Here is a 20,576-nt window from a genome sequence, read left to right on the forward strand (position 1 = left end):
GATAATTATAGAATTTCCTAATTAGCAACTAAGTATACTTGGAGAATATTGAAAAAAGCTATAGTATATGTTTCTGCACAATATGAGGAAAGTAACTATAAAAGGGTCACCAGGCTGGGAGCGGCGACCCTTAAATCGGAAGTGTCAATACAATTTAATACTCTCTATCCATGAAAGTAACGCCGATAATTATTGAGGTGATATATAACAATACCCATCTAATTAATGAAATCTTGAGGAATACATTCACGGACACCAGAATTTCTCAAAGAGTTAAATAAAGCTGCACCGATCCTTAATAAAACATTAGTATCAGTTCCATTTTCTAAATCATAAATTACGTAGTATGCATTATCAACTGTAAAAATACATTTTCTTTCTAGTTCAAATCCAGGTGGTACAGGTGGAAGATTAATAACTGGTCGAACCACAGGTGTATCTCCTTCATCTCTAATAAAATTGAAAGTTTGCTGGTCAATCTCATAGATATTAACTGGATCAATCTCTACACCTTTTTCTGGAATTGTAATTTCATCTTCAACTAATAGGAAAAAACGCTCGTTTCGGAAATTGAAAAGACTTCTCGAGCCAATTTCAAATGATGCCATTTTATTTTCACCTCCTCTTCATTATTAAGTTATTCATATCGAATACAGTTTTTTGGACAAAAAGGAAGGTGGAGTGAAGAATAATTAATATAACAATTTATAGTAGTTGTTCTAGCATGACTGCTAAAAGGCGGATGGATAAATGGTTGTGGTTACAGCATTTGATTTGACAGATATGATTGTCATAGGAGAAGAACAGTCATATCAACAGGTCGGCTAGACTTTTTATAATCATACAAACGATTTTAAAAGAATAGATAAAGTTACTCGATTATGTGCTGAACAAGCGATAAAGGCTAATGACGAATATCAGACTCCATACCTCATATTTAGAATGAAATAGGATAATTCCCATACTACTTAATATTACATTACATATTAACACTATAATAAAAATCTAAAAGAGGGGGATTTTAGCCATGTATATAACTATTTTCTATCTGTTTGTTTTAGCAATTTTTATCAGCGCTATTGGTGGCTTTATGTTTTATAAAATTCTTTGTAAGATTTTTCAATTATCAAAATCGCTTAATTATATACTGGGAGGAATAGCATCTTTAATAATAAGCTACCCAATAACAAGATTGTTGCTATTCGGAGGAGTTTGGTACTTCCACTTGCCTATCGCAGGGCTTGCAGTAATTCTATATGTTATATTCCTTATAGTGTCAAATAAGGGCTCGAAGGAAAATTAGCCTTGAATCAGACAGAAAGAGAAAAAACCACCTGGGTTTTCAGATGGTTTTTTTGCCTAGCAAACCAATGTCCTGATTAACTGTGCCTCTGAGATTTATTAAATGGAATTGGTTGAACAAACAAAAGTCTATGCAATATTTTATACACGTTCCAGGTAGTAAGACTATCTTAAAACGCTGTCAACTCAACGATGTATAAAATCTTGCATACACAATAACTAGTGATTCAATCAAAAAGGCAGTAACGACAAGGGTTTATCCGTTGTCGTTACTGCCTACTTCTATTGTTATGTAAACCTAAAGTGTATAGGAAAGCCTTAACTGTTTACCGATATTTTGTTTCCCAAGGGATGGACTTTATGAATACAACCCCTTTTAATTTTTATATTGTTCTTTTTCAAATTCTTCCTCTAGCTCTCCTGTTACTGCGTTAAACGCTAAATAAATCATATTTTCCTTGTCCTTATCCCAACCGATAACCATCACAATCGGAATGTTTTTTTGTAGGGCTTTAGTGAAACTAAAATTATATCCCTTAGCAAAAGTGTCGCCTGGGTATATTTTGGTGATTTTTTGTCCCTTTTTTAGTAATTCAGGCGTGTCATACTTAAATTCTTCCACTCTAGCGATAAAGTAACTTTTGGGCATAACTTCTAATCCAGTAGGCACATGCGCTTTTTCATTTACCTTTCCATCTCGTAAGATGTACATATTATTGTTGGAGCATATGGGTCAAATGCATTTACACATCGTCAAATTATTCCCGAAGTGACTTTTTGTTTAGAAAAGCTTTCTTCAAATGATAAGCATTTAAAAGTAATTATTGCTCATGAATTTGGTCATGCTCTTCATAATATTTTATCAGATCAGGAGGGGATGGATTGGTCTAAAGTTCAGTGGGTTCATCCCTTTACAACATTGTTTCAGGAAGGATTTGCAACGTTTTTTTCAGAACAAGTTGCTGATGCTGATAAATCGGTCTATTTTTTATACGATGATACTGGAGAAGAATGGTTAAGATTTGCAGAGAACAACAAAAAAGAGATTATCTCTACTTTTTTGGAAGATATAAACAAACGAACACAACCTGAGATTTTCCATGAATGGTTTTCTATTAATGGAGGTTCCTACTTTGGTTTCGAACGTTTAGGCTATTTTATTGGATACAATGTGATTCAAATCTTGATTGAAAAGTATCAAGAGACAAGGGCCGTTACACTTGGGAAAGAATCTACCTTTCATAAAGAAATAGAGAATGTACTTTTAGAACTTAGTTAAAACGTTTAATTTATAGTTAAGTTATTCAACAATCGGGCGCAATTCTTGTAAAAGATTAGGCGCTCATTTTCATTTAAGGGCCATTTAATTGAATAAAATACAATTGTAGGTTTGTAATAAAGTTTGATTAAATTAATGGATATCAACCTTGATATGAGAATAGATCTAAAGAGCATGTTTTGAAAAAAGATTGATCAAAACATGCTCTTATTTAATGTAGCAGATTAAATTCTTTATAAAAAAGTTTGATTATTTTTTAAACCCTAGTTGTACTATAGGCCCATTTGTTTAAGTGCAGGTTTGTAATAAAGTTTGATTAAAAGCTCCTCATGCCACCATTCAAATCCATATTTAAGAAGCAACCATTGAATTAGATGTACTCAAGCGATATTTTGCAACCTCATCCTCCTAGGATTTGTTATTTCTACCATGGTGTTTCAGTTTTATGTTCAATAACTTGTAATACTTTCGGTTCAACAACTTTTAACATTTGTTCACTTGAACGATTGCTTTTAGGAACATCATCATTATTTTCACCTTGAATTTGTCCTTCAGCCTGTGTTTTTGCAATCACATCAATCACTTGTTGTTTAGAGACATTTTTAGATGCTGCAATCTCGACAACAGATTTACCTTTTGCTAATTCTTGTTTTAATTCTGTTGGGCTAATTTTTAGTAAAGAAAACAGTTTTTCATCGTTTAGAAAGGAATCAGCAGTATAATCAGGCTTACCATTTGTAGAGAAAAAACCTTCTACTTTAATGTTTGAAAGTGTAGTCTCACCTCCGATTAGAGAAACACTGATTGTATTGTCTTGAACAAATACCTGGTAGAAAGGTGTTTTTGATCCCTTTTTGGTGTAATTCAACATAAACGTTTTTTGATCCGGGTTCTCCATTTGCTCCATAGCAAACTCGTACTCTTCGATGTTGCCAAACATTTTATCAATTAGATAATCTACCTTCGACTTGATTTCCTGATCGGTTAAGGCAGTGAGTGGTTTCTCCTTTGGCTCCCAATTCTCCTGATTCACGTGTTCAATCGCACCTGTAATACCGTTTGTATGAAGGGAAATCTTCTTGCCAATTCCTCCTTTTTCCTGCAGTATGAAGCTTGTTTGGACACCTTGAACCTTACTTGCATTGATAATCTCAAACGATTTTGTTTCGGGAAATGCGTTATACAGCTTCTCTAGTGTTGCTTTGCCAACCTCATCCACCTTGACTTGTTCAACAGTCATTGGTGTTCTAGTAAGCATTTCAATCAGGTTAGGGGCCGCAAATGCTGCGGTTGGAATCAAAATCGCAGTAGCAACTAATCCACTAATTAATCGTTTTTTCATGTTTATTTCGCTCCTTTTTCGTTGGAAATATTGAGAATAGGATTGTTCTATTCGTTTGGAAATGGCCGGAGGGCACTCCATAGTTTCTGCCTCTTTGTGCAGATATTCACGGATTTTGCGTTCAATTGGCATTGATTTCTTCCATCCTTTCTGGGGGGAGATTACTTAAGTTTTTTCGAAGCACCTGAAGGCCAGCATGATACCTGGACTTGACCGTACCCAGCGGAATTTCGAGCAATGTCGCTATTTCCTCAAGTTTATAGTCGTGAAAAAAGCGAAGGACAATCACCGATCGTTGTTTATCGGTCAGTTTTTGGATTGCCTGTGTTATCATTTGCTTCGTCCCATCCATCAACACAGAAGGTTGATCCCAATGAGGCTCTTCCCGAGAAAAGGCACGGATGCGTTCAAAAATTCGGAATCTCCGCCAGCTTTTGACCCGAAATCTCTGCACTTGACGGATTACCAAGCCGTTTAGCCAGAAGTGGAAAGGTCTGTTCGTATCATAGTTAGCAAGTGAGGTCCACATTTGCATATATATCTCATTCATGACATCTTCCCGATCCTGCTGATGATCCACCAGAAAGGAGACTGTCCGGTAGACGTCCTGATAGGTGGCATCATACATCGTACGAAACGCCTGTTGATCACCTTCTTTCATTTTTTGGAGTAATTGGTACATATATTCATTTTGCATTCAGAGGGTCCTCCTAAGTAAGCTTACACACTATATTGTCTCTCTATCAAAAAAAGGTTCGGTTCTTTGTTTTTTTTTGCAAACGGCTGAGTGTCGGCGGCCATCGATCAGGAAGACAATCAGGAGTACAACGACCCGTATGCCAGCCGTGGTTCATTTGCTAGTAAGCAATCAGGAGATAAACGTGGTAATTGGATCGTCGATGACTATTTCTGTGAGGGGGAAAGAAAAGAGCCTTGGATTGACCAAATAGTGGTGAAGTATCATCGTACAATCGAACATTATTTTATAGCACTTAAACAAGCTGGTTTTTCAGTTCTAGATTTACGTGAAGGTACACCAAAGCGTGAACATTTTAGTAGTGAAGAAGAATTTATTAGAAGACAATGAATTCCGATTTTACTGGCTTTTTCTTGTGTGAAGTAAATAAATTTCCTAATATTGATTCTTGAACTAATAGGGGCTTTTGTCGAATAACGATCTTCCACAATAGGGCGCTTTTCTTTAATGATAAATGAATCTTTCTTTATGAAATTGCCTCTTAATTTAAGAACCGAAAGGGTTTTTCTTGTTTATTTTAAAGAGGTTTTTTTATCGTTGCAATATTGAAATACTAAATGAAGGATTGGAAGTGTTATTTTGACAGAACTAATAAAAAGGCAATTAAAAAATAAATATGGTAATTTTTCTCCCATTCGTTTAACTGGAGGTTATACAAATACAACTTATTTATTAGATGGGACACATCCTTTATTAGTTGTTAAAGTGGCTAATACTTTTAGCCAGGATATTTATAATGAAATAAATTGTTTGAAATTAATTCAAGAAACAGGAATAGCACCAAAATTTTATGAACTTTTGGAAAACAATGATAATCAAATAACAGTAATGGAATACCGAGAAGGGAAAAATGGACAAGCAATTTTTGATGATAACGGTGTTGAAAAAATAAAAGAGTTATATAAAAGTTTAGGTAAATCTCTTGCTAAAAACATACATTCCAAAAAATATAATTTTAGCTCAAATGGAATAAAAGAATGTGACTTACACGCTATAAAAATGAGTTTAGATTTTGTTCCTGAAGAACTAAAAAGAAAATCTAAAGTGATATTACAAAAAATCAATGATTCTAAAATGGATTGGGTTTTAACGCATGGTGATTATGGAATGCACAATGTATTATACACCGAAGATAACGTCCTTACTGTTTTAGATTGGGAGTGGTCTGAATGGGCGAACCCTTTAAATGATGTAGGTTGGGTATGCTGGTTTACCAAACTTCACTATCACAAACAAGCGGATTCATTAAACAGCGTTTTTATTGAACAATATAAAACCAATAACCCTATTTTTTTATCTTCTGAAACATTAAAGGGTTATTGTGTTTATAAAGTATGGAAAATCCTACATAAGATTAAAAATGCGCCATTAGAAGTGCAACAGGAGTGGATAAGACGTTTGGAATGGACAATAGAAACTGATATTTTTGATTTTATCAACTAATTCAACAATCGGGCGCGATTGTTGAATAAAACTTAGATTTTTAAACGATTAACGTGAAGTTTCTTAAATAAAAAAATATACAACTATATTTTTAACCCCGTCCTATATTGAACGGGGTTAGAAGGAAATAGGCCATGTTTAAAATACTAAAATAAGCCCTACTCCGCATGGGAATAGGGCAAGTAAATTTCTAATATTTTCAAAATATTATTGCCATTCAAGTCTAGCATATACACTAGAATTATCTGCATAGACCGCAAGATCTCTAGTTATTGTGTATAGACCAGTTCTTTGAGTTGCCTTGAATTTCCAAACGGCTCTTGCTGGTGTAGAATTTGTTGACCATTCATTAGTAACCTTACTTTCCAAAGTCTCCCAACTATATAATACCATATCAACATATAAGTCTTCAGGAGCTGTTATTAACGTTTGCCCACCCTGTATACGAGTCACTGTTGTTTTATAAGAAATATCCCATACCATATCATTATATTTTACTGTAACAGTACAATAGTTATATCCAGAACCACCTGTACAACTTCTACTTGTAGGTACCTCAGTATACCCAAAAGATGAAATCGAAGTTGCCTCTTCTTCCACCATTTGCAAAGAAATTCTCGAACCATCGTCAAATTCTATGATATTTGTTTCACTATTCGGAAGAAAATTAAGTTCTTTCTCTTTAATTTTGTCAGGATTTTGTGAATCTAATAATTCCCCATTTAATACTTTTTGAATTAATTTTTCTCCTGTTACTTCATCAATACCCAATGATGTGTAATTTTTTCTTAATTTTTCAATCTCTGTTTCGTTTAAAACCACTTCACTTGCACTAGAAGTACTGACATTCACTAGAAAAAACATTGTTAAAGTAAAAATTACAGCAAATATTTTCTTGTTTTTCATCATTCCATTTCCTCCTTTATATGATAATACATTTCCAGATTACCACAATATTTCAAAAAGTCTATATATTTAACATTTTTTAATAAAATATCTATAAATTACCATTTCGACGCACTGTAATGATTTTTAGTATTATATTACCAATATCTACTAGAATCAATGTGTACAGGGCTTAATTATATTGGAGGAAATGCTTATGGGACTTAATGAAGGAAATGTACAGAAATTTTTAGACTGGACGTAGACGTTGCAATTAAATATAACTACACAATGTGAAGATATTACTCATTGGAAAAGGAGAGTGAAGATAGATGATATTAAAAATAATTGCACTATTACTCTCTATTACTGGTTTAGTTATTATGCGATATAGAAAATTCACAGTCATTGCTACTTCACCTTCAGGAGATGTAACCACAATTAAATTACGTGCCTGGGGAAGAATAAATGCAGTGGAAAGAGCAGCAAGAAGAGTTGGTATCGATGATGATTTAACATATTAAACATTTACAGTAACCGAATTTAAAAAATAGAATTTGCGGGGGAATGAGGTTTTAATCATGCCCGTTTATTTTAAATAAATCGAAAATTGAAAATAAAGAAACAATTAGGAGTTGTAAACATGCAAATAATAGAGCAAATTGATCTATTTAGTGAAGAACTATATACCCAGCCATCTTTAAACATTATTAAAGAACATATTACAAAGGTTTGCCCCAAATATGAGGATACATTATTAAACAATCATGTGATACCATTATTGCAAGGAGCTAGGGTTAAAACAGATAATCTAAAAATTTGCGTTCGAAGTGTATATGAAAATTGGATGGTAGTAGAAGCGGCCACTAACACTACATGTATTTCAATGACAGTATGGAATAATGGCAATAAAGATTATGTTCATTGGAGCTCTAATACTATCAACGATGCTTTTCTAAAACAATATTTTCATAATCGAACAAAGCCTTCCCAAGTGTACTATTTAGAAGAAGATATAGAAAGCTTAGTTAGTAATTTTTTTAACTATAAAACCTAAGTAAGGTTTATAGTTGTTTAATTTTGAAAGGAATGAATGTGATGCACAATAAAGAGAAGGAATTAGAAGAGGGTCTAACTATGAAGGAAGTCGCTGAGACCTTAAGCGTCGCTGAGTCTACCGTATACAAATACATTCAAAAAGGACTTCTTGAAGAAATTGAACAACCTAATTTTAAATTTGCAATTAATGGCCAACGTCTTTTTACAGCTGAAAGTGTTTCCGATTTAAAAGCTAAAATGACTGATACAAGTAACCAAATGAGTTTAAATTCCTATGCTGAGGAAAAGAAAGTTAGTCCAGAGCTTTTAAAAAGAATAATTGCAGAAAATGATATTGAAATTCCTAAAGGCACACATGGATTGCGACAAACTTATCTCATTTCACCTGAAATAAAAGAAACACTGGACCAACTTATTTTAGAAAATACTTTTGTACATTTCAGAACTAAAAAAAATTTCTATAATAGTAAATTGAATATCGCGCTATTACAACCATTTGTTGATGGAAACGGAAGAAAATACCGCGTTATGATTGAAGGAAAAAGTTGGGGATTCTACACAGAGACTGGATTTTTACCATTTGAGAATCTAAACAATTCTAAACCATTATACGACATACATAAGCCAACTGTTCGATCCACAATGTATGTTAATTTTTCGATACCAAAGAATGAAAAAAACGCTTATCTATATGTAGATGCTATTTATAATGTATTTGGTATTGAAAATGCACAGTTATTATTAACTGATGAAAGTATCAATGGGCGACTAAAAATGAACGACTGGAAGGTATCTGCAGAATCAGAGCATATTCAAAGACTCTTAGAATTAAATGATTATACACATAACGGTGAAATTAAGCATTTAGACAATACGTTACAGGTGATTAGCTTTGATAAACGTGTTGTAGTTGTTCTTCCTAAGGTTTATCATGAACAACTATCAGAATTAGCTAATAAGCAGAATAAGACTGAGAGTATGATGGGGCAAAAAATCATCCAAGATTTCTTTAATAAAAAACAAGACTAAAAAATTGCCAGCACTTTAACGACAGTTAAGTAATTTTGAAAATTTTATTGAACAATCAGATCTTGTTATAATACCGACAAAGCACATATATTTCGCAATTAAATTTTGAATGGGAACACCCCTTCATTAACATGAAAAAATTGCCAAAAACATGCAGTCTTTTTCGTGTGAATGAAGGGGTTTTTTGTAGTCAAAAAGGGGGGAATAAACATGTTAAATCTTTCAAATTCATAGGATATGCAGCAAGTTAAACGTTTCCCTAAAAAGTTAAAAAGAAATCATGCATCATACGGGGATACAATACAATTCGAGAGAAACGGCTTGGAATTCGGCTTTTTCCCATTAACTTTCCTAACGTTGTAAATCCACATTTCCCTGACAGGAACCCACTTTGTATACTATAAATAGTTTGTTTGTGACTAGTTAAGATAATTGTAAGAACGCTTGTACTACCCCAAAATTTAATTATGCATTCAGTTAATTATATCTATTTTTTAAAAAGTTTTTACCTATTTAAATCATTATACAACTGATCACAAATTTGTCGATGAATCCAAGCATTATCATCTATATCTACATGTGAGGTAAGGATATGTTTTCTTCCATCTATACAAGATACTCTCCTCCTATTAGAGTCCCAGTCCTTCTGGAATTCCTCTTTTATATTATCGGCACCTGGGACATCAGTATATCCACAAGATAGACCAGCACTAGGTGAACTACAAGGTATTCTCCCTATTCCTGTGCATGGTTCTCCATTTATAATACTGTTATTTTGATACCAGTTTTTGATTAAATTACCTCTAGGTGGATCTACTGATTCCATACTATTTCTAGGCCCAAAAACTGGATCTATGAGCCCGATAAAGTCGGGGACCCGGTTTGTTGCTCTAGATAAAAGACAAGCCGCCCACCCTCCATAACTGTGGCCGATTATAGCTAAATAACTTGGACTAGTTGTTCTTTGATTAATCTCGCTATTTAGGTCTTCGATCCATGGCATACCAAAGGGGTTATCATCTTCATTGTGGTTCCAACTTCTTCGGAAAATATTGTTAACCTTTACTTCTAAAGGAATTAGTTTATCTCTTATACGATCACGTAAACTAGTAATACCAGAGGGAGAACTGACTCCACCACGTCCGCTGATACAGATAATTACCGCTTCACTGTTCAATAAATAACACCTCTTTTATTTAATTCTGTAAATATTCAAGATACCCTAAACAAGCCTACAGGTGTATTTTAGCTAATGAACTGTATTTTTATACTTTTATATGAAGGACTGCCTGATCTTTTGCGTATTATTACTAACTTAACGAGGGAGCAGCTCTACACAATCTGAAAATTCGAAATACCCTGTTGCAGCATCAGATATGTTCCATAGTCTTTATTTTAACTTTGAAAATGCAGAAGGGCTTAATAAATGGTACATGCATTTGTGGATGCATAAAATTAAAGTGATTTGTTCTGAATTGCACCTCTGAACGAATTTAATGGTTTTACATCTATGCATAAACTCACCTCATAAAATCTTAACTTAATTACCTCCATAATATATGTTGTTTAGGGAAATGAGATAAGGCAATTAAGTTTTAAACATTAAGAAATTCAAAGGGGAATAAGGGGGAATATGGGGTGTAGCAGCGGTTAGGTGAAGAAGATCAAATTATGGATTCTTTTGGGTATCAGGTAGATTGCTACGATGAAGCTAAAAACAACCAATAGCTATTGGATATGTAGAAAACAGGAACTAATAAAGGTAGTGTCACTCGTCAAAGAAGTGACCCTAATAACAAAAATAGAAGAAAACAATTAATCATTAAGTTTGTGTAACTAATTCTACAGCTTCCACAACTAATGGAGTTCCAGCTGTGATTGTACCAGTAACACCATTAAATGTTAACTCTGTTGCAGAAATTGTATATGAATCACCTTCTTGTAATACACATTAATAAAGAAATTATTGTATCCATTAGTTATCACAGGGAAAGCAGTAGCAGCAATAGTGTACCGTCTGTGACAGCTAAATTTGGTTTAAGGAGTCCAGAAGAGTTACAAGAAGAATAAGATGATTACATTGAAAAAGATTAAAAATAAAAAAACCATAACGGCGAGGTCATTACAGTTTTAAGGTAGTATGTGAGAAAATCTCATGACAATATTTATTATGACCATATTAAAATTAAATTGTACATTTTTTTCAAATAATGTGAAAAACCCCAGTTTATACTGGGGAAACGGTTTGTCAGGTTTAATAAAAGTATTATTTTTCAGGGTAATCTACATGTAATGGTGGTGGAACTAACCAGCCTTTATTTTTATTAAGACGTAGTAGTTTAGCACCGATTTGAGCTTTAGCTGTATGGAATTGTCCATACATTAATGCGATATCTTCACGAATAGAAATGCCCATTGCTTGACTGCATGCAACTAATCCAGCCGCTAGGTCGGCACTAAGTGCAGCGCTAATTTCTGGATCATTAAACTTTGCACCTGCAGGGATATCTTCCATTCTTGCTACCGGTCTTTCAGGTGAAGCAGGAGGTAAACCAATACCATTTGTTTTAAGGATTTTCTCTAATTGTTTTACTTCTTCCCTGCAAAGTTCTACGATATCTTCAATTATTTTTTTTAGATCTTCGTCACCAGCGTGATTATAAAAAGTTTGATAGCCAGAAATCATACCATAATCTGCAATTAAATTTGACCAAACACTAAACACTTCACCGTAATGTAATGGCTCGTCTTTTGGATTTCCACCAAGAATACCCATACTTTCACTTCCTTTTCTTATTTTAGCTAAAGCAAGGTTAGTATGGGTGAAAAAATAAATATAATTCGTTTTTTAGAAATAAAAAAGGGTCACTGAGTTGGAAGTGACCCTAAGTTATAAATGAGGGAGGCTGTGACGGTCAACCAACGCCACAGCAAGTGCGTGCGATACACTCGATATTAGAGTGTGCTAATTGATATTATCTATACATTTAAAAAGTTGCAACGTCGTCAATCGAATAAAATGTGTATGAAGGTTAAATTATGTATTGGCGGGATAGCTAAGAGTATTTGCTTAACACTACTTGTTGTTTTGTATAGTCAATGGACTCAGAAATTAAAAATAAAAAGCCTCAGTGTCGTCACACGCTACAGCAAACTAATGAACAATAAAAGAAAATGTTCAGCAAACAAATACTTATTAGTTATATCAAAAGGTAGAATTTGTAGATGTAATTTTTCAATGAAATCACTAGTGCTATGTCTATTTCATTATTTTTAATAACAATATTATGAAAAAAAAGGGAGGAGATGATCTAATGAGATTTAGTTTTCAAAGAAGGTTAAACAGAGAAACGGATGTCACTGGAGAGATAGGCTATCAAGAAATAACTGGAGTAACTGGTTCGACAAATCACCAAGGGCTAGCAGAAGAGATAGATTCACCTGGTTTACAAATTATAGAGGGGAAAATTGGGGCAACAGGAGCGACTGGTCCAATTGGTCTACATGGAGTAACCGGAACAACAGGAGCAACTGGAACAACAGGAGTAACTGGTCTACAAGGGGCAATTGGAGCAACAGGAGCGACTGGTCTACGAGGAGTAACCGGAACAACGGGGGCAACTGGTCTACAAGGAGTAACCGGAACAACAGGAGCAACTGGACAACAAGGGGCAACTGGAACAACAGGAGCAACCGGATCAAGTGGTTCGGGGTTAATGGAGGTTTTTCTTTCTACAGATCAATCAGTAGGAAACAATGACTTTCTTGGATCAGGCACTTCATCAGCTTCTTTTGTAAGAAGTTCAATAGTTATACCAGAGAATGCTACGATAAAAAGTATTACTTTGAATATACGTGACCATGGTCTAAGTGCTGGACAAACAGCTTCTGCCCAAATATTTACAAGTTCAAACTGTGGATTTACTGCTCCGATAGCAACTGGAATTATAGCTACAGTTACAGGACCAAATTCGTCTACAACTCCGAATTGTTGCGCAACAACATCTGCAAATTTAACAATTAATAGATGTACACTTCTATCTGTTCAACTTACTACAACAGGTGGGGCTTTTTCTAATGGTGTTTCAGTGACTATCTTATTAAATACTCAGTGATTTGAAGTTCTTAATCGAAACAAAAAATCAGGGCGGTTTCCTTTTTTTGTGTAAAAGTAAACGACAATGCAAAAACGAAAAGGAATTATGTACTAATTTGAATATACTATTCGATTAATTAAGGAGAAACTATATTGAAAGCTTCAAAACTAGCATTTGTCTTATTCTCTATATTCGCATTTCTAATGTGCTCAATCGTGTTTTACGTCTTTATATCTGCATTGGGCATAAAAGATACATTTACAAGTAGTTTTTTATTTCTTTGGTGAAGGAGTAAAACCAATGGTAGGGAAGGTTATCAATGTTGGTTGGAACAATCATTGTGTTCTTATTTTTAGTATTTTTAATGAGTCTATCTTTATTTAATACTAAATACTTAACACTTGAAACAAAATGTGCAGCTTAAAATACAAAAACAGCCGTCATTTTATACGGTTGTTAAGAGTTACTATTTACTTACTTTAACAATAGTACCTTGATTGATTTTTAATAAGTCTTGAACATTTATTTTAACTAATGAGTTTTCGGAACCACCACCAGTATATATGTAATCCATATTTGTCACTTTAGGATCAACTAAAAAGTTTGCTTGAAAACCAAAAGAAGGAACTCCACCTGGTGGGAAACCAGTACGTTCAATAATTTCATTTCCATTAGCAAGTCTTGGCTTTTCTATATTTAATGATTTTGCAACACGAGTTGTACTAGCTCTATTATTTCCTTTTACAATAGCTACTATTAATTCATTATTTGAGTCAATCATGCAAATATTTTTTACAAAATCGTCTTCTGAGCCATTAACTGCTTCAGCGGCTTCTTTTACTGAGTGGCAAGATTGATTAAATACGAAGTGTTCAGCTTTTACATTATTAGAGCTTAAAAATTCCTTTACTTTAGTTTCATGCGAATTTATAAAGATCGCCTCCTAATATTTTTATTTATGTAAATATTAGCACAATAAAGTAAATCAATGTTTAAACGGTATACTAAAAGTATATTGTAACAAAGCTCAGATACTCAATTAATTTTGAGACTGAGTTTTTTTAATTGATCCTGGTACTGTATAAAAACTGAGGCGCAAAAAAGGCATATGAAAATGGGCATCCTTTCCTTACCGTTGACGCCAGTTCAATGAGTAGGCCTATCCTAGAAAAGAGTGGTTTTCTATGTCTTGGATACTCTTATGGCTGCCAGTCATCTTCTACCAAGTAGTAGCACCTCTTATTAAAAAACTAGCTAATAGAAGCTCATGTGTTATTCCGTTAAAGGGCGCATTTCTTAGTAAGGAATGCGTCTTTCTTAATCTAAGGGCCATATTCATGTATAAACGAAATAGACTGTATACCAAAGATTTTGTGAACAAATGTACTTAAGCTAATGGGGCGGGATAGTAGAATAAACGAAAATTCTTCGTTATAAAAACAAGAAAACCAATATTAGTGTGTAAAGAATGGAAATCCATGATGTAGGAAATAATGTAATTCTCTTATGCAAATAACAATTCAAAAATAAAACCAAATCAATACGGAGGTAAAAAAATGAATGTCCTGGATTGTATCATTATAGGTGGAGGTCCTTCTGGGTTAAGTGCTAGCTTAACTTTAGGAAGGGCTAGGAGAAACATAGCATTATTTGACGATAGTACGAATAGGAATAGAGTGACACAAGCATCCCATGGATTTATTACTCGTGATGGGATAAAACCACAAGCATTTAAAGAAATAGCGTTAAAAGAGTTGGAGAAATACCCGTCCATATCATATTTTACTGCAACAGTTACTCAAATTTTTAAAGATATAGGTAATGAGCGATTTACTGTCAAAACATCTACTAGTCAGGAATTTGTTTCAGAAAAAATAATTCTCGCCACCGGTATTCAAGAAATTTTTACTGTACCAAGTATAAGGAAGTTTTATGGGAAAAGTCTATTTAGTTGTCCGTATTGTGATGGCTGGGAGCAAAAAGATAAGCCATTAGTGGTTATTGCAGAAAAAGAAGAGCATGTAATGCATTTGACTAAGTTAATTTATAATTGGTCGCAAGATTTGGTTGTCTTAACGAATGGAGTTCAATTATCTAAAGAAGGTAAAATGGCGTTACAAAAACACAATATCAAAATTATATCGGAAAAGATAAAAGACTTAATAGGTAATGACGGTTACTTACAAAAAATAGAGTTTGAAACAGGAGCAACAATTATAAGATCGGGTGGATTTGTTGCCCCATCTTATTATCGCCCAAATCAATTTGCTGAGAAGCTAGGCTGTGAAATTCATGAAAATGGAAAAGTTATAACAGATGGTGTTGGTAGAACAAGCCAAAAAAACATATATATTGCAGGGGAAACCGAAAGATCTAAACCATCCTCTTTAATGATTTCAGCTGCTAAAGGTAATAAAGCTGCGGTTTCAGTAAATACTGATCTAACAATGGAACGCTTTTGATTACGTCATAACACCTTCTGCTTCAATTAAATAGGAACTTAGCTAATATAATTAAACACAAGCGCCAATGTGTTGTCAAATACACTTCAAACATTGTGTTAGATTTTGTATAAGAAATTACTAAGAACGGATTTTTAGAATTCGTTTTTTCTTGTTGCTTATAAAGGATGGAAAGTTTTTTTGTTGAAGTTATTGAATTACGGCACAGCTTTCCTAAAACAAATCTAAGGATGAATGGCTTTCATCTCTTTATCCCAATCAGATCACATCATTTGAGGATTTTCAGCGTAGCTCAAACCGATGGTGAAAAAGCATGTCCAAAACATATTAAGTGTTAGTACGGATGTAGATGGATTTCCCAGGTAACACTCAAAAACAGCGAAAATGGTTTTAGATATAGAGTCAGAGGTCAATGCAAACCATCAACTAATTTTCCTTAATTTAAATAACAAGCAATGCTTACGTCAAATTGTACAAAGGCGTAACCATAACCAACAACCCGAAAGAGCAGTTTTTAACACGGAAGCGACGTTTATTCAAGTTACTTAATTTTTTGAAGCACCAGAAGTATCCGAGGGTTTAAATATTTAGAGTTTAGTGGAAAAGAATAACAAAGAATAACATGGAGTTAAACGCAGCGTTATAGTACCAGAAAAAATTAGCTAAACTGCCAATAGAAACCCCTTTGGAATTCCACAAATCAGCTAATAGAAGCTAACCATTATTCAGTTATAGGGCGCTTTTCTGAAATAAGGAAAGCGTCTTTCATGAAAAGGGCCAGACTGTTGAATAGTTGTCGCTGTTCTTCTTAAACTAAGCGGCACGATTGTTCAATTAGAGCAGTCGACGTTTGTGTTTATTTATTTTCATTGCAAAGAATTTTTAACCATAATTTAACCCATCGACTTTTTGAGGATGAAAAAACATCTTAACCAATTTGGCTAAGATGCTATATAAACCTTGATATAACAGTATTAGATTAAAAGTCACGTATGTCGTAGTTATTATAGAAAGTTTTAAACTACCACTCCTCAAATGAGTTGTTACACGTAAATTTTTTAAAATGCAAATGAGAAAAAGAGAAACAACTTCTTTTTTGTATTTGCATTTTAAGGGCTTATATTACCCATCGGAGTTATTTTTTCTATTGCTGGATTAAAGGTAGTTAGTTAAATCATGTGTTTTGAATACTCATTTATTGTTTACTTGCTATACTTTTATAATCAAAACCTTCATTTAAGTTGTACTTTTGGGGTCACACTTTTCTACTTTTAAGTCACAGATATTCAACAATTTAGCGCGATTGTTGAATAAGCTTCACTTTTCTTCTTCAATTAACTAACGGGCACTTCGTGCAACAAAGATTTATAAAGTATACAAAATAAACCTATAAACCGTTCCCAAATGAAGTTTGGAAACATACCAAAAAGGCACGAATGTTGTTACAGGGGCTATACAACATTCAGGCGCAATTGTGGAACAACAACAGATATAAATAATCAAACTATTTTATAAAAATTGCATAGCTCTTCAAAAGAAAGAATCCGTTTTAATCAATCTTTTTTTAAAACGGATTCTTTTAATTTAACGTAAATACGTGTTTGCAGGGTGTTTTTGATCAATCTTTATTCTAAATCTATATCAAGTTAACGTTTTATATGTCCCCCAAAGTGAAAAAATCTGAGCTGTATTCAGCAAAGAAACTAAAATTTCTATTTTGGGGGTATTTAGTATTCTTAGATTGATGGTTATGGGGTCCTACCAGGGTTCCGCCAACATTTTAATGAAAATATACGCTAAGCCAATATTCAATACAATGAAGCCAATAATTCATTCTCTAAGGGGACTATCGGCTTATAGACACTTGCTCACGTTTCAAATTTTATGGTGGATTATTCATTTCGGCTGCCGTCGCTGGCGTGCCCCGACAGCTTCGCCAAGTGGAGAGAGATTTGTTTCGAAATATTGCGGTTTTATTCGAAGATGCATACACCCGAGTTCTGCGAGTGTATAATCTGAATCAGCAATGGAATTTTACAAGTTGAAGGGAGATGCATTTTCCACATGATGAAGCATAATTCAATTCTTAATTTTAATACGGAAGAACGCATGGACATTGGAACCTATCTTTTAGAGCAAATCAATGACTATATGACGCACATACGCGGGGTTCGTGTCTCACCTGAACTCAGCGTGGATGCGGTTGCAGAATACGCACGTAGATTATCTTTTGAGCATCCCGTCAGCGCACGCGAGGCGATTTATCATATCCTGGAGGGATTAAGGAAATACCAAGTACATACGCCACACCCGCGATATTTCGGCCTGTATAATCCTCGGCCCAACTTCATGGGAATAATGGCGGATATGATTACTGCAGCATTCAATCCGCAGCTTGCAGCCTGGAGCCATGCGCCTGTAGCTGTCGAAATGGAGAACTATGTATTGAAAGAGATAGCTTCAAAATTCGGTTATTCAGCAGAGGCAGCAGATGGGACATTTACAACTGGGGGAGCGGAAGCAAATTTGACAGCCGTACTGACCGCACTAGTGCATCGTTTTCCATCTTATGCCAAAGAGGGGCTGAGGTCGCTCCCCACGCAACCCGTCATGTACGCCTCTGCTGAGAGCCACCATTCTCTGGTAAAGGCAGCTCGTTCCTGCGGACTGGGTACAGATGCCCTTCGTATTATTACGACAGATTCTGAAATGCATATAGATGTTCATGCGCTTCATCATCAAATTCAAGTGGATCGTGCTGCTGGATACACTCCTTTTCTCATCATTGCGACGGGTGGAACGACCGGCGCCGGAGCGATTGATCCCATTAACGAAATGGCAAACTTGGCTGAACGTGAGCAACTGTGGCTGCATGTGGATGCTGCGTACGGAGGAGCCTCCGTGTTTGCACCAGAACTGCTTGATCTACTTCATGGTATTAACCGAGCTGACTCCATTACCTTCGATGCGCACAAGTGGATGTCTGTCCCAATGGGGGCGGGAATTTATATTACACGGCATAAGGACATCTTACATAGAACATTCAGCATCACGGCAGATTATATGCCGAAAGAAGGGGTTGATCTGGATGTTATTGAACCGTTCACCCATTCGATTCAATGGTCGCGAAGGTTTATCGGTTTGAAAGTGTACTTATCGCTTGTAACTGCTGGTTGGGAAGGCTATCGCAGCATGGTGCAGCACCAGACAGAGATGGGCAATCGGTTACGCCGGGAGCTTGCATGCTCTAACTGGAAGGTTGTCAATGATACCGTATTGCCTGTAGTATGCTTTACTGATTCCAATATACAATCAAAGATCCAATCGAATTTCGCATCATTTATATGTCAAGAGATATTACGTTCAGGGCAGGCATGGATTTCAGTATACGAAATAAACAAGGCTCCAGTACTGCGAGCTTGCATTACGAACTACGATTCAACTGAGGAAGATATTATGGTATTGATGGAGTTGCTGAATAGAGCAAGAGCAAAATATTTGGAGAGACATCCGAACGGTTTGAGCTGAAATTAGCCAAGGAAGACATTATACCATTAATGGGCTGTTTCAATAGTCATGTCACGACATAGAATAGTCCGGGGTCCCACCACATCGCCATCAAGCTAAGGTTAATTTGTATCATCATAACGAAAAAAACGCTATTCTTTTTGTAGAAATATACAGGAAGGATTGCGTTTTCTATGAGTTTTTCTGTTTCAGCGAAATGAGTCTCTTTGCTCAATAACTTCAAAAATACTTATCTCCATCTTCTCTACAGCAATTAGCTAAAGAAGTTGGTTTTGTTCAACGTACAAGTAAATATCAAGCACAAGAATTAATTGCTTTATGTGTATGGCTTAGTCAACAGGTCGCGAGTACACCACTCACACAATTGTGTAGCCGTCTCGAAGCATCTACAGGTGTCCTCATGAGCCCCGAAGGGCTTAATCAACGATTTAATGGTTCAGCCGTACAGTTTCTTCAACAAGTTCTAGCTAATCTTCTAACTCAAAGAATTCATTCAACACAAGAAATACTTCATCCATACTCCACGACTTTTAAACATATTCGATCCTAGATCCTACAACATTTCAACTTCCAGATAAGTTTACTTCACATTATCAAGATTCTGGCTGAACACAAAATATATATAATTGAATAGCCTTTATTACATTGATTGATTTACAATTCAAATTAAAAAAGAACTAATTATTATGAAGAGATTGATCATTTAAAACAAAATTCAAAGCAGGATTTTTATTCAACAAACGGGCTATATAATTGAATAACAATTTTTTAAGATGTTACCAAACGACGGTTTTAGGACGTTTTTTTCTACGACGGTATCGAACTAACTCTCGTAGTTCTCGTTGATTTCGGTCCGGAATAAAACTTGCTTTGAGTAGTCCGTGTCGAAGTAGTTTGGCGATCCATTCTGCGTCTTTCACATCGGTCTTACGACCTGGTACTGCTTTCTTATGTTGAGCATTCACTACTAAAAATTCAATATTCTCAGCTTCAAGTAAGTTAACGATCGGTTTCCAAAATACACCTGTACTCTCCATTGCTACGTGAGTACAACCATGCTCCTTGATCCAGTCAAGTAACTGTAATAGAAATACAGTTTTAGTGGAAAACGTTTGAATCTTCTTTCCTTTTGTGCAAGGTATTCTACTTCATATACTTTAGCTGCCAAGCAATGGCTATAAAGAGATAATCGTTCATAGATTGTTATTGCCTGATCTATCAACTTTTTTCCTCGATTTTGATCTGTCTTTACTATTGTTCTTCCAGAAATATCTAATATTCTGGCAGATTCAATGAAATAGGAAACTGTTGTTCAAATATATATTTGGTTAGATTAAGTATCTGTTCTTCGTTGTTTTTATCAAAAGCTTCCTCTAATTTCTTAAGTAAATCC

At 34.8% G+C, this 20,576-nt stretch carries 16 protein-coding genes and 3 pseudogenes; 10 read left to right on the forward strand and 9 right to left on the reverse strand.

What is annotated here, in order from left to right:
- Positions 1–218: 218 nt before the first annotated feature.
- Complete coding sequence (locus AC3WSO_RS00785) at positions 219–608, reverse strand: spore coat protein (RefSeq protein WP_492527930.1); 390 nt, start codon at positions 606–608, stop codon at positions 219–221.
- Between the two features lie 1,070 nt (positions 609–1,678).
- Positions 1,679–1,972 (reverse strand): hypothetical protein, encoded by a 294-nt coding sequence (locus tag AC3WSO_RS00790; RefSeq protein WP_492527932.1) that lies wholly within the window; start codon positions 1,970–1,972, stop codon positions 1,679–1,681.
- 45 nt (positions 1,973–2,017) lie between these two features.
- On the opposite strand from AC3WSO_RS00790, the gene AC3WSO_RS00795 reads away from it, so the two are divergent.
- Positions 2,018–2,581, forward strand: a complete 564-nt coding sequence (locus tag AC3WSO_RS00795) for a DUF5700 domain-containing putative Zn-dependent protease (RefSeq protein WP_492528058.1) — start codon at positions 2,018–2,020, stop codon at positions 2,579–2,581.
- 424 nt (positions 2,582–3,005) lie between these two features.
- Here AC3WSO_RS00795 and AC3WSO_RS00800 read toward each other — a convergent pair whose 3' ends face one another.
- Both AC3WSO_RS00800 and AC3WSO_RS00805 read right to left on the reverse strand, forming a co-directional pair.
- Positions 3,006–4,055, reverse strand: coding sequence for a hypothetical protein (locus AC3WSO_RS00800; RefSeq protein ID WP_492527934.1), 1,050 nt, complete (start codon positions 4,053–4,055; stop codon positions 3,006–3,008).
- Positions 4,045–4,620 carry a sigma-70 family RNA polymerase sigma factor gene (locus AC3WSO_RS00805; RefSeq protein ID WP_291759577.1) on the reverse strand — a complete coding sequence of 192 codons (576 nt, stop codon included), beginning with the start codon at positions 4,618–4,620 and terminating at the stop codon, positions 4,045–4,047. The genes AC3WSO_RS00800 and AC3WSO_RS00805 overlap by 11 nt, the downstream gene beginning before the upstream one ends.
- Positions 4,621–4,773: 153 nt before the next feature.
- Between AC3WSO_RS00805 and AC3WSO_RS00810 the strand changes: the two are divergent.
- A pseudogene (locus AC3WSO_RS00810) lies at positions 4,774–5,010 on the forward strand (SAM-dependent methyltransferase); the annotation flags it as partial.
- A 249-nt stretch (positions 5,011–5,259) separates the two neighbouring features.
- On the forward strand, positions 5,260–6,123 hold the full coding sequence (locus AC3WSO_RS00815) for a phosphotransferase family protein (protein WP_492527936.1): 864 nt from the start codon (positions 5,260–5,262) through the stop codon (positions 6,121–6,123).
- A gap of 207 nt (positions 6,124–6,330) precedes the next feature.
- On the opposite strand, the gene AC3WSO_RS00820 is transcribed toward AC3WSO_RS00815, so the two are convergent.
- Positions 6,331–7,032 carry a hypothetical protein gene (locus AC3WSO_RS00820; protein WP_492527938.1) on the reverse strand — a complete coding sequence of 234 codons (702 nt, stop codon included), beginning with the start codon at positions 7,030–7,032 and terminating at the stop codon, positions 6,331–6,333.
- Positions 7,033–7,340: 308 nt separating this feature from the next.
- Here AC3WSO_RS00820 and AC3WSO_RS00825 point away from each other — a divergent pair, with 308 nt between their 5' ends.
- The 3 genes from AC3WSO_RS00825 to AC3WSO_RS00835 all read left to right on the forward strand — a co-directional run bounded on the left by AC3WSO_RS00825 (position 7,341) and on the right by AC3WSO_RS00835 (position 9,096).
- Positions 7,341–7,532, forward strand: coding sequence for a hypothetical protein (locus tag AC3WSO_RS00825; protein WP_492527940.1), 192 nt, complete (start codon positions 7,341–7,343; stop codon positions 7,530–7,532).
- Positions 7,533–7,651: 119 nt separating this feature from the next.
- Positions 7,652–8,065 carry a hypothetical protein gene (locus AC3WSO_RS00830; RefSeq protein ID WP_492527942.1) on the forward strand — a complete coding sequence of 138 codons (414 nt, stop codon included), beginning with the start codon at positions 7,652–7,654 and terminating at the stop codon, positions 8,063–8,065.
- A gap of 80 nt (positions 8,066–8,145) precedes the next feature.
- The gene (locus tag AC3WSO_RS00835; protein WP_492527944.1) at positions 8,146–9,096 is read left to right on the forward strand and encodes a helix-turn-helix domain-containing protein; all 951 of its coding nucleotides are present in this window, start codon (positions 8,146–8,148) and stop codon (positions 9,094–9,096) included.
- A 505-nt stretch (positions 9,097–9,601) separates the two neighbouring features.
- Here the strand turns inward: AC3WSO_RS00835 and AC3WSO_RS00840 are convergent.
- Both AC3WSO_RS00840 and AC3WSO_RS00845 read right to left on the reverse strand, forming a co-directional pair.
- Positions 9,602–10,273: a hypothetical protein gene (locus tag AC3WSO_RS00840; protein WP_492527946.1), complete on the reverse strand. Its 672-nt coding sequence runs from the start codon at positions 10,271–10,273 to the stop codon at positions 9,602–9,604.
- Positions 10,274–11,362: 1,089 nt separating this feature from the next.
- The gene (locus tag AC3WSO_RS00845; RefSeq protein ID WP_492527948.1) at positions 11,363–11,872 is read right to left on the reverse strand and encodes a DUF3231 family protein; all 510 of its coding nucleotides are present in this window, start codon (positions 11,870–11,872) and stop codon (positions 11,363–11,365) included.
- A 538-nt stretch (positions 11,873–12,410) separates the two neighbouring features.
- Between AC3WSO_RS00845 and AC3WSO_RS00850 the strand changes: the two genes are divergently transcribed.
- Positions 12,411–13,211: a hypothetical protein gene (locus AC3WSO_RS00850; RefSeq protein WP_492527950.1), complete on the forward strand. Its 801-nt coding sequence runs from the start codon at positions 12,411–12,413 to the stop codon at positions 13,209–13,211.
- A gap of 448 nt (positions 13,212–13,659) precedes the next feature.
- On the opposite strand, the gene AC3WSO_RS00855 is transcribed toward AC3WSO_RS00850, so the two are convergent.
- Positions 13,660–14,130, reverse strand: coding sequence for an aminoacyl-tRNA deacylase (locus AC3WSO_RS00855; protein ID WP_492528060.1), 471 nt, complete (start codon positions 14,128–14,130; stop codon positions 13,660–13,662).
- A 619-nt stretch (positions 14,131–14,749) separates the two neighbouring features.
- Between AC3WSO_RS00855 and AC3WSO_RS00860 the strand changes: the two genes are divergently transcribed.
- From AC3WSO_RS00860 to AC3WSO_RS00870, 3 genes and pseudogenes are all read left to right on the forward strand, one after another.
- The gene (locus AC3WSO_RS00860; protein ID WP_492527952.1) at positions 14,750–15,655 is read left to right on the forward strand and encodes an NAD(P)/FAD-dependent oxidoreductase; all 906 of its coding nucleotides are present in this window, start codon (positions 14,750–14,752) and stop codon (positions 15,653–15,655) included.
- A 2,064-nt stretch (positions 15,656–17,719) separates the two neighbouring features.
- Positions 17,720–19,183, forward strand: coding sequence for a pyridoxal phosphate-dependent decarboxylase family protein (locus AC3WSO_RS00865; protein WP_492527954.1), 1,464 nt, complete (start codon positions 17,720–17,722; stop codon positions 19,181–19,183).
- Positions 19,184–19,356: 173 nt separating this feature from the next.
- Positions 19,357–19,789 (forward strand): annotated as a pseudogene (locus AC3WSO_RS00870) (transposase); the annotation flags it as partial.
- 203 nt (positions 19,790–19,992) lie between these two features.
- Here the strand turns inward: AC3WSO_RS00870 and AC3WSO_RS00875 are convergent.
- A pseudogene (locus tag AC3WSO_RS00875) lies at positions 19,993–20,313 on the reverse strand (IS110 family transposase); the annotation flags it as partial.
- Between the last annotated feature and the right edge of the window lie 263 nt (positions 20,314–20,576).

It is taken from the genome of Lysinibacillus sp. EB106-09-02-XG168 (assembly GCF_058791475.1).

Coding starts and splice junctions, on each gene's coding strand:
- AC3WSO_RS00785 (WP_492527930.1), bottom strand. CDS start 608: ATGGCATCATTTGAAATTGGCTCGAGAAGTCTTTTCAATTTCCGAAAC.
- AC3WSO_RS00800 (WP_492527934.1), bottom strand. CDS start 4,055: ATGCCAATTGAACGCAAAATCCGTGAATATCTGCACAAAGAGGCAGAA.
- AC3WSO_RS00805 (WP_291759577.1), bottom strand. CDS start 4,620: ATGCAAAATGAATATATGTACCAATTACTCCAAAAAATGAAAGAAGGT.
- AC3WSO_RS00820 (WP_492527938.1), bottom strand. CDS start 7,032: ATGATGAAAAACAAGAAAATATTTGCTGTAATTTTTACTTTAACAATG.
- AC3WSO_RS00825 (WP_492527940.1), top strand. CDS start 7,341: ATGATATTAAAAATAATTGCACTATTACTCTCTATTACTGGTTTAGTT.
- AC3WSO_RS00830 (WP_492527942.1), top strand. CDS start 7,652: ATGCAAATAATAGAGCAAATTGATCTATTTAGTGAAGAACTATATACC.
- AC3WSO_RS00835 (WP_492527944.1), top strand. CDS start 8,146: ATGAAGGAAGTCGCTGAGACCTTAAGCGTCGCTGAGTCTACCGTATAC.
- AC3WSO_RS00845 (WP_492527948.1), bottom strand. CDS start 11,872: ATGGGTATTCTTGGTGGAAATCCAAAAGACGAGCCATTACATTACGGT.
- AC3WSO_RS00850 (WP_492527950.1), top strand. CDS start 12,411: ATGAGATTTAGTTTTCAAAGAAGGTTAAACAGAGAAACGGATGTCACT.
- AC3WSO_RS00860 (WP_492527952.1), top strand. CDS start 14,750: ATGAATGTCCTGGATTGTATCATTATAGGTGGAGGTCCTTCTGGGTTA.
- AC3WSO_RS00865 (WP_492527954.1), top strand. CDS start 17,720: ATGATGAAGCATAATTCAATTCTTAATTTTAATACGGAAGAACGCATG.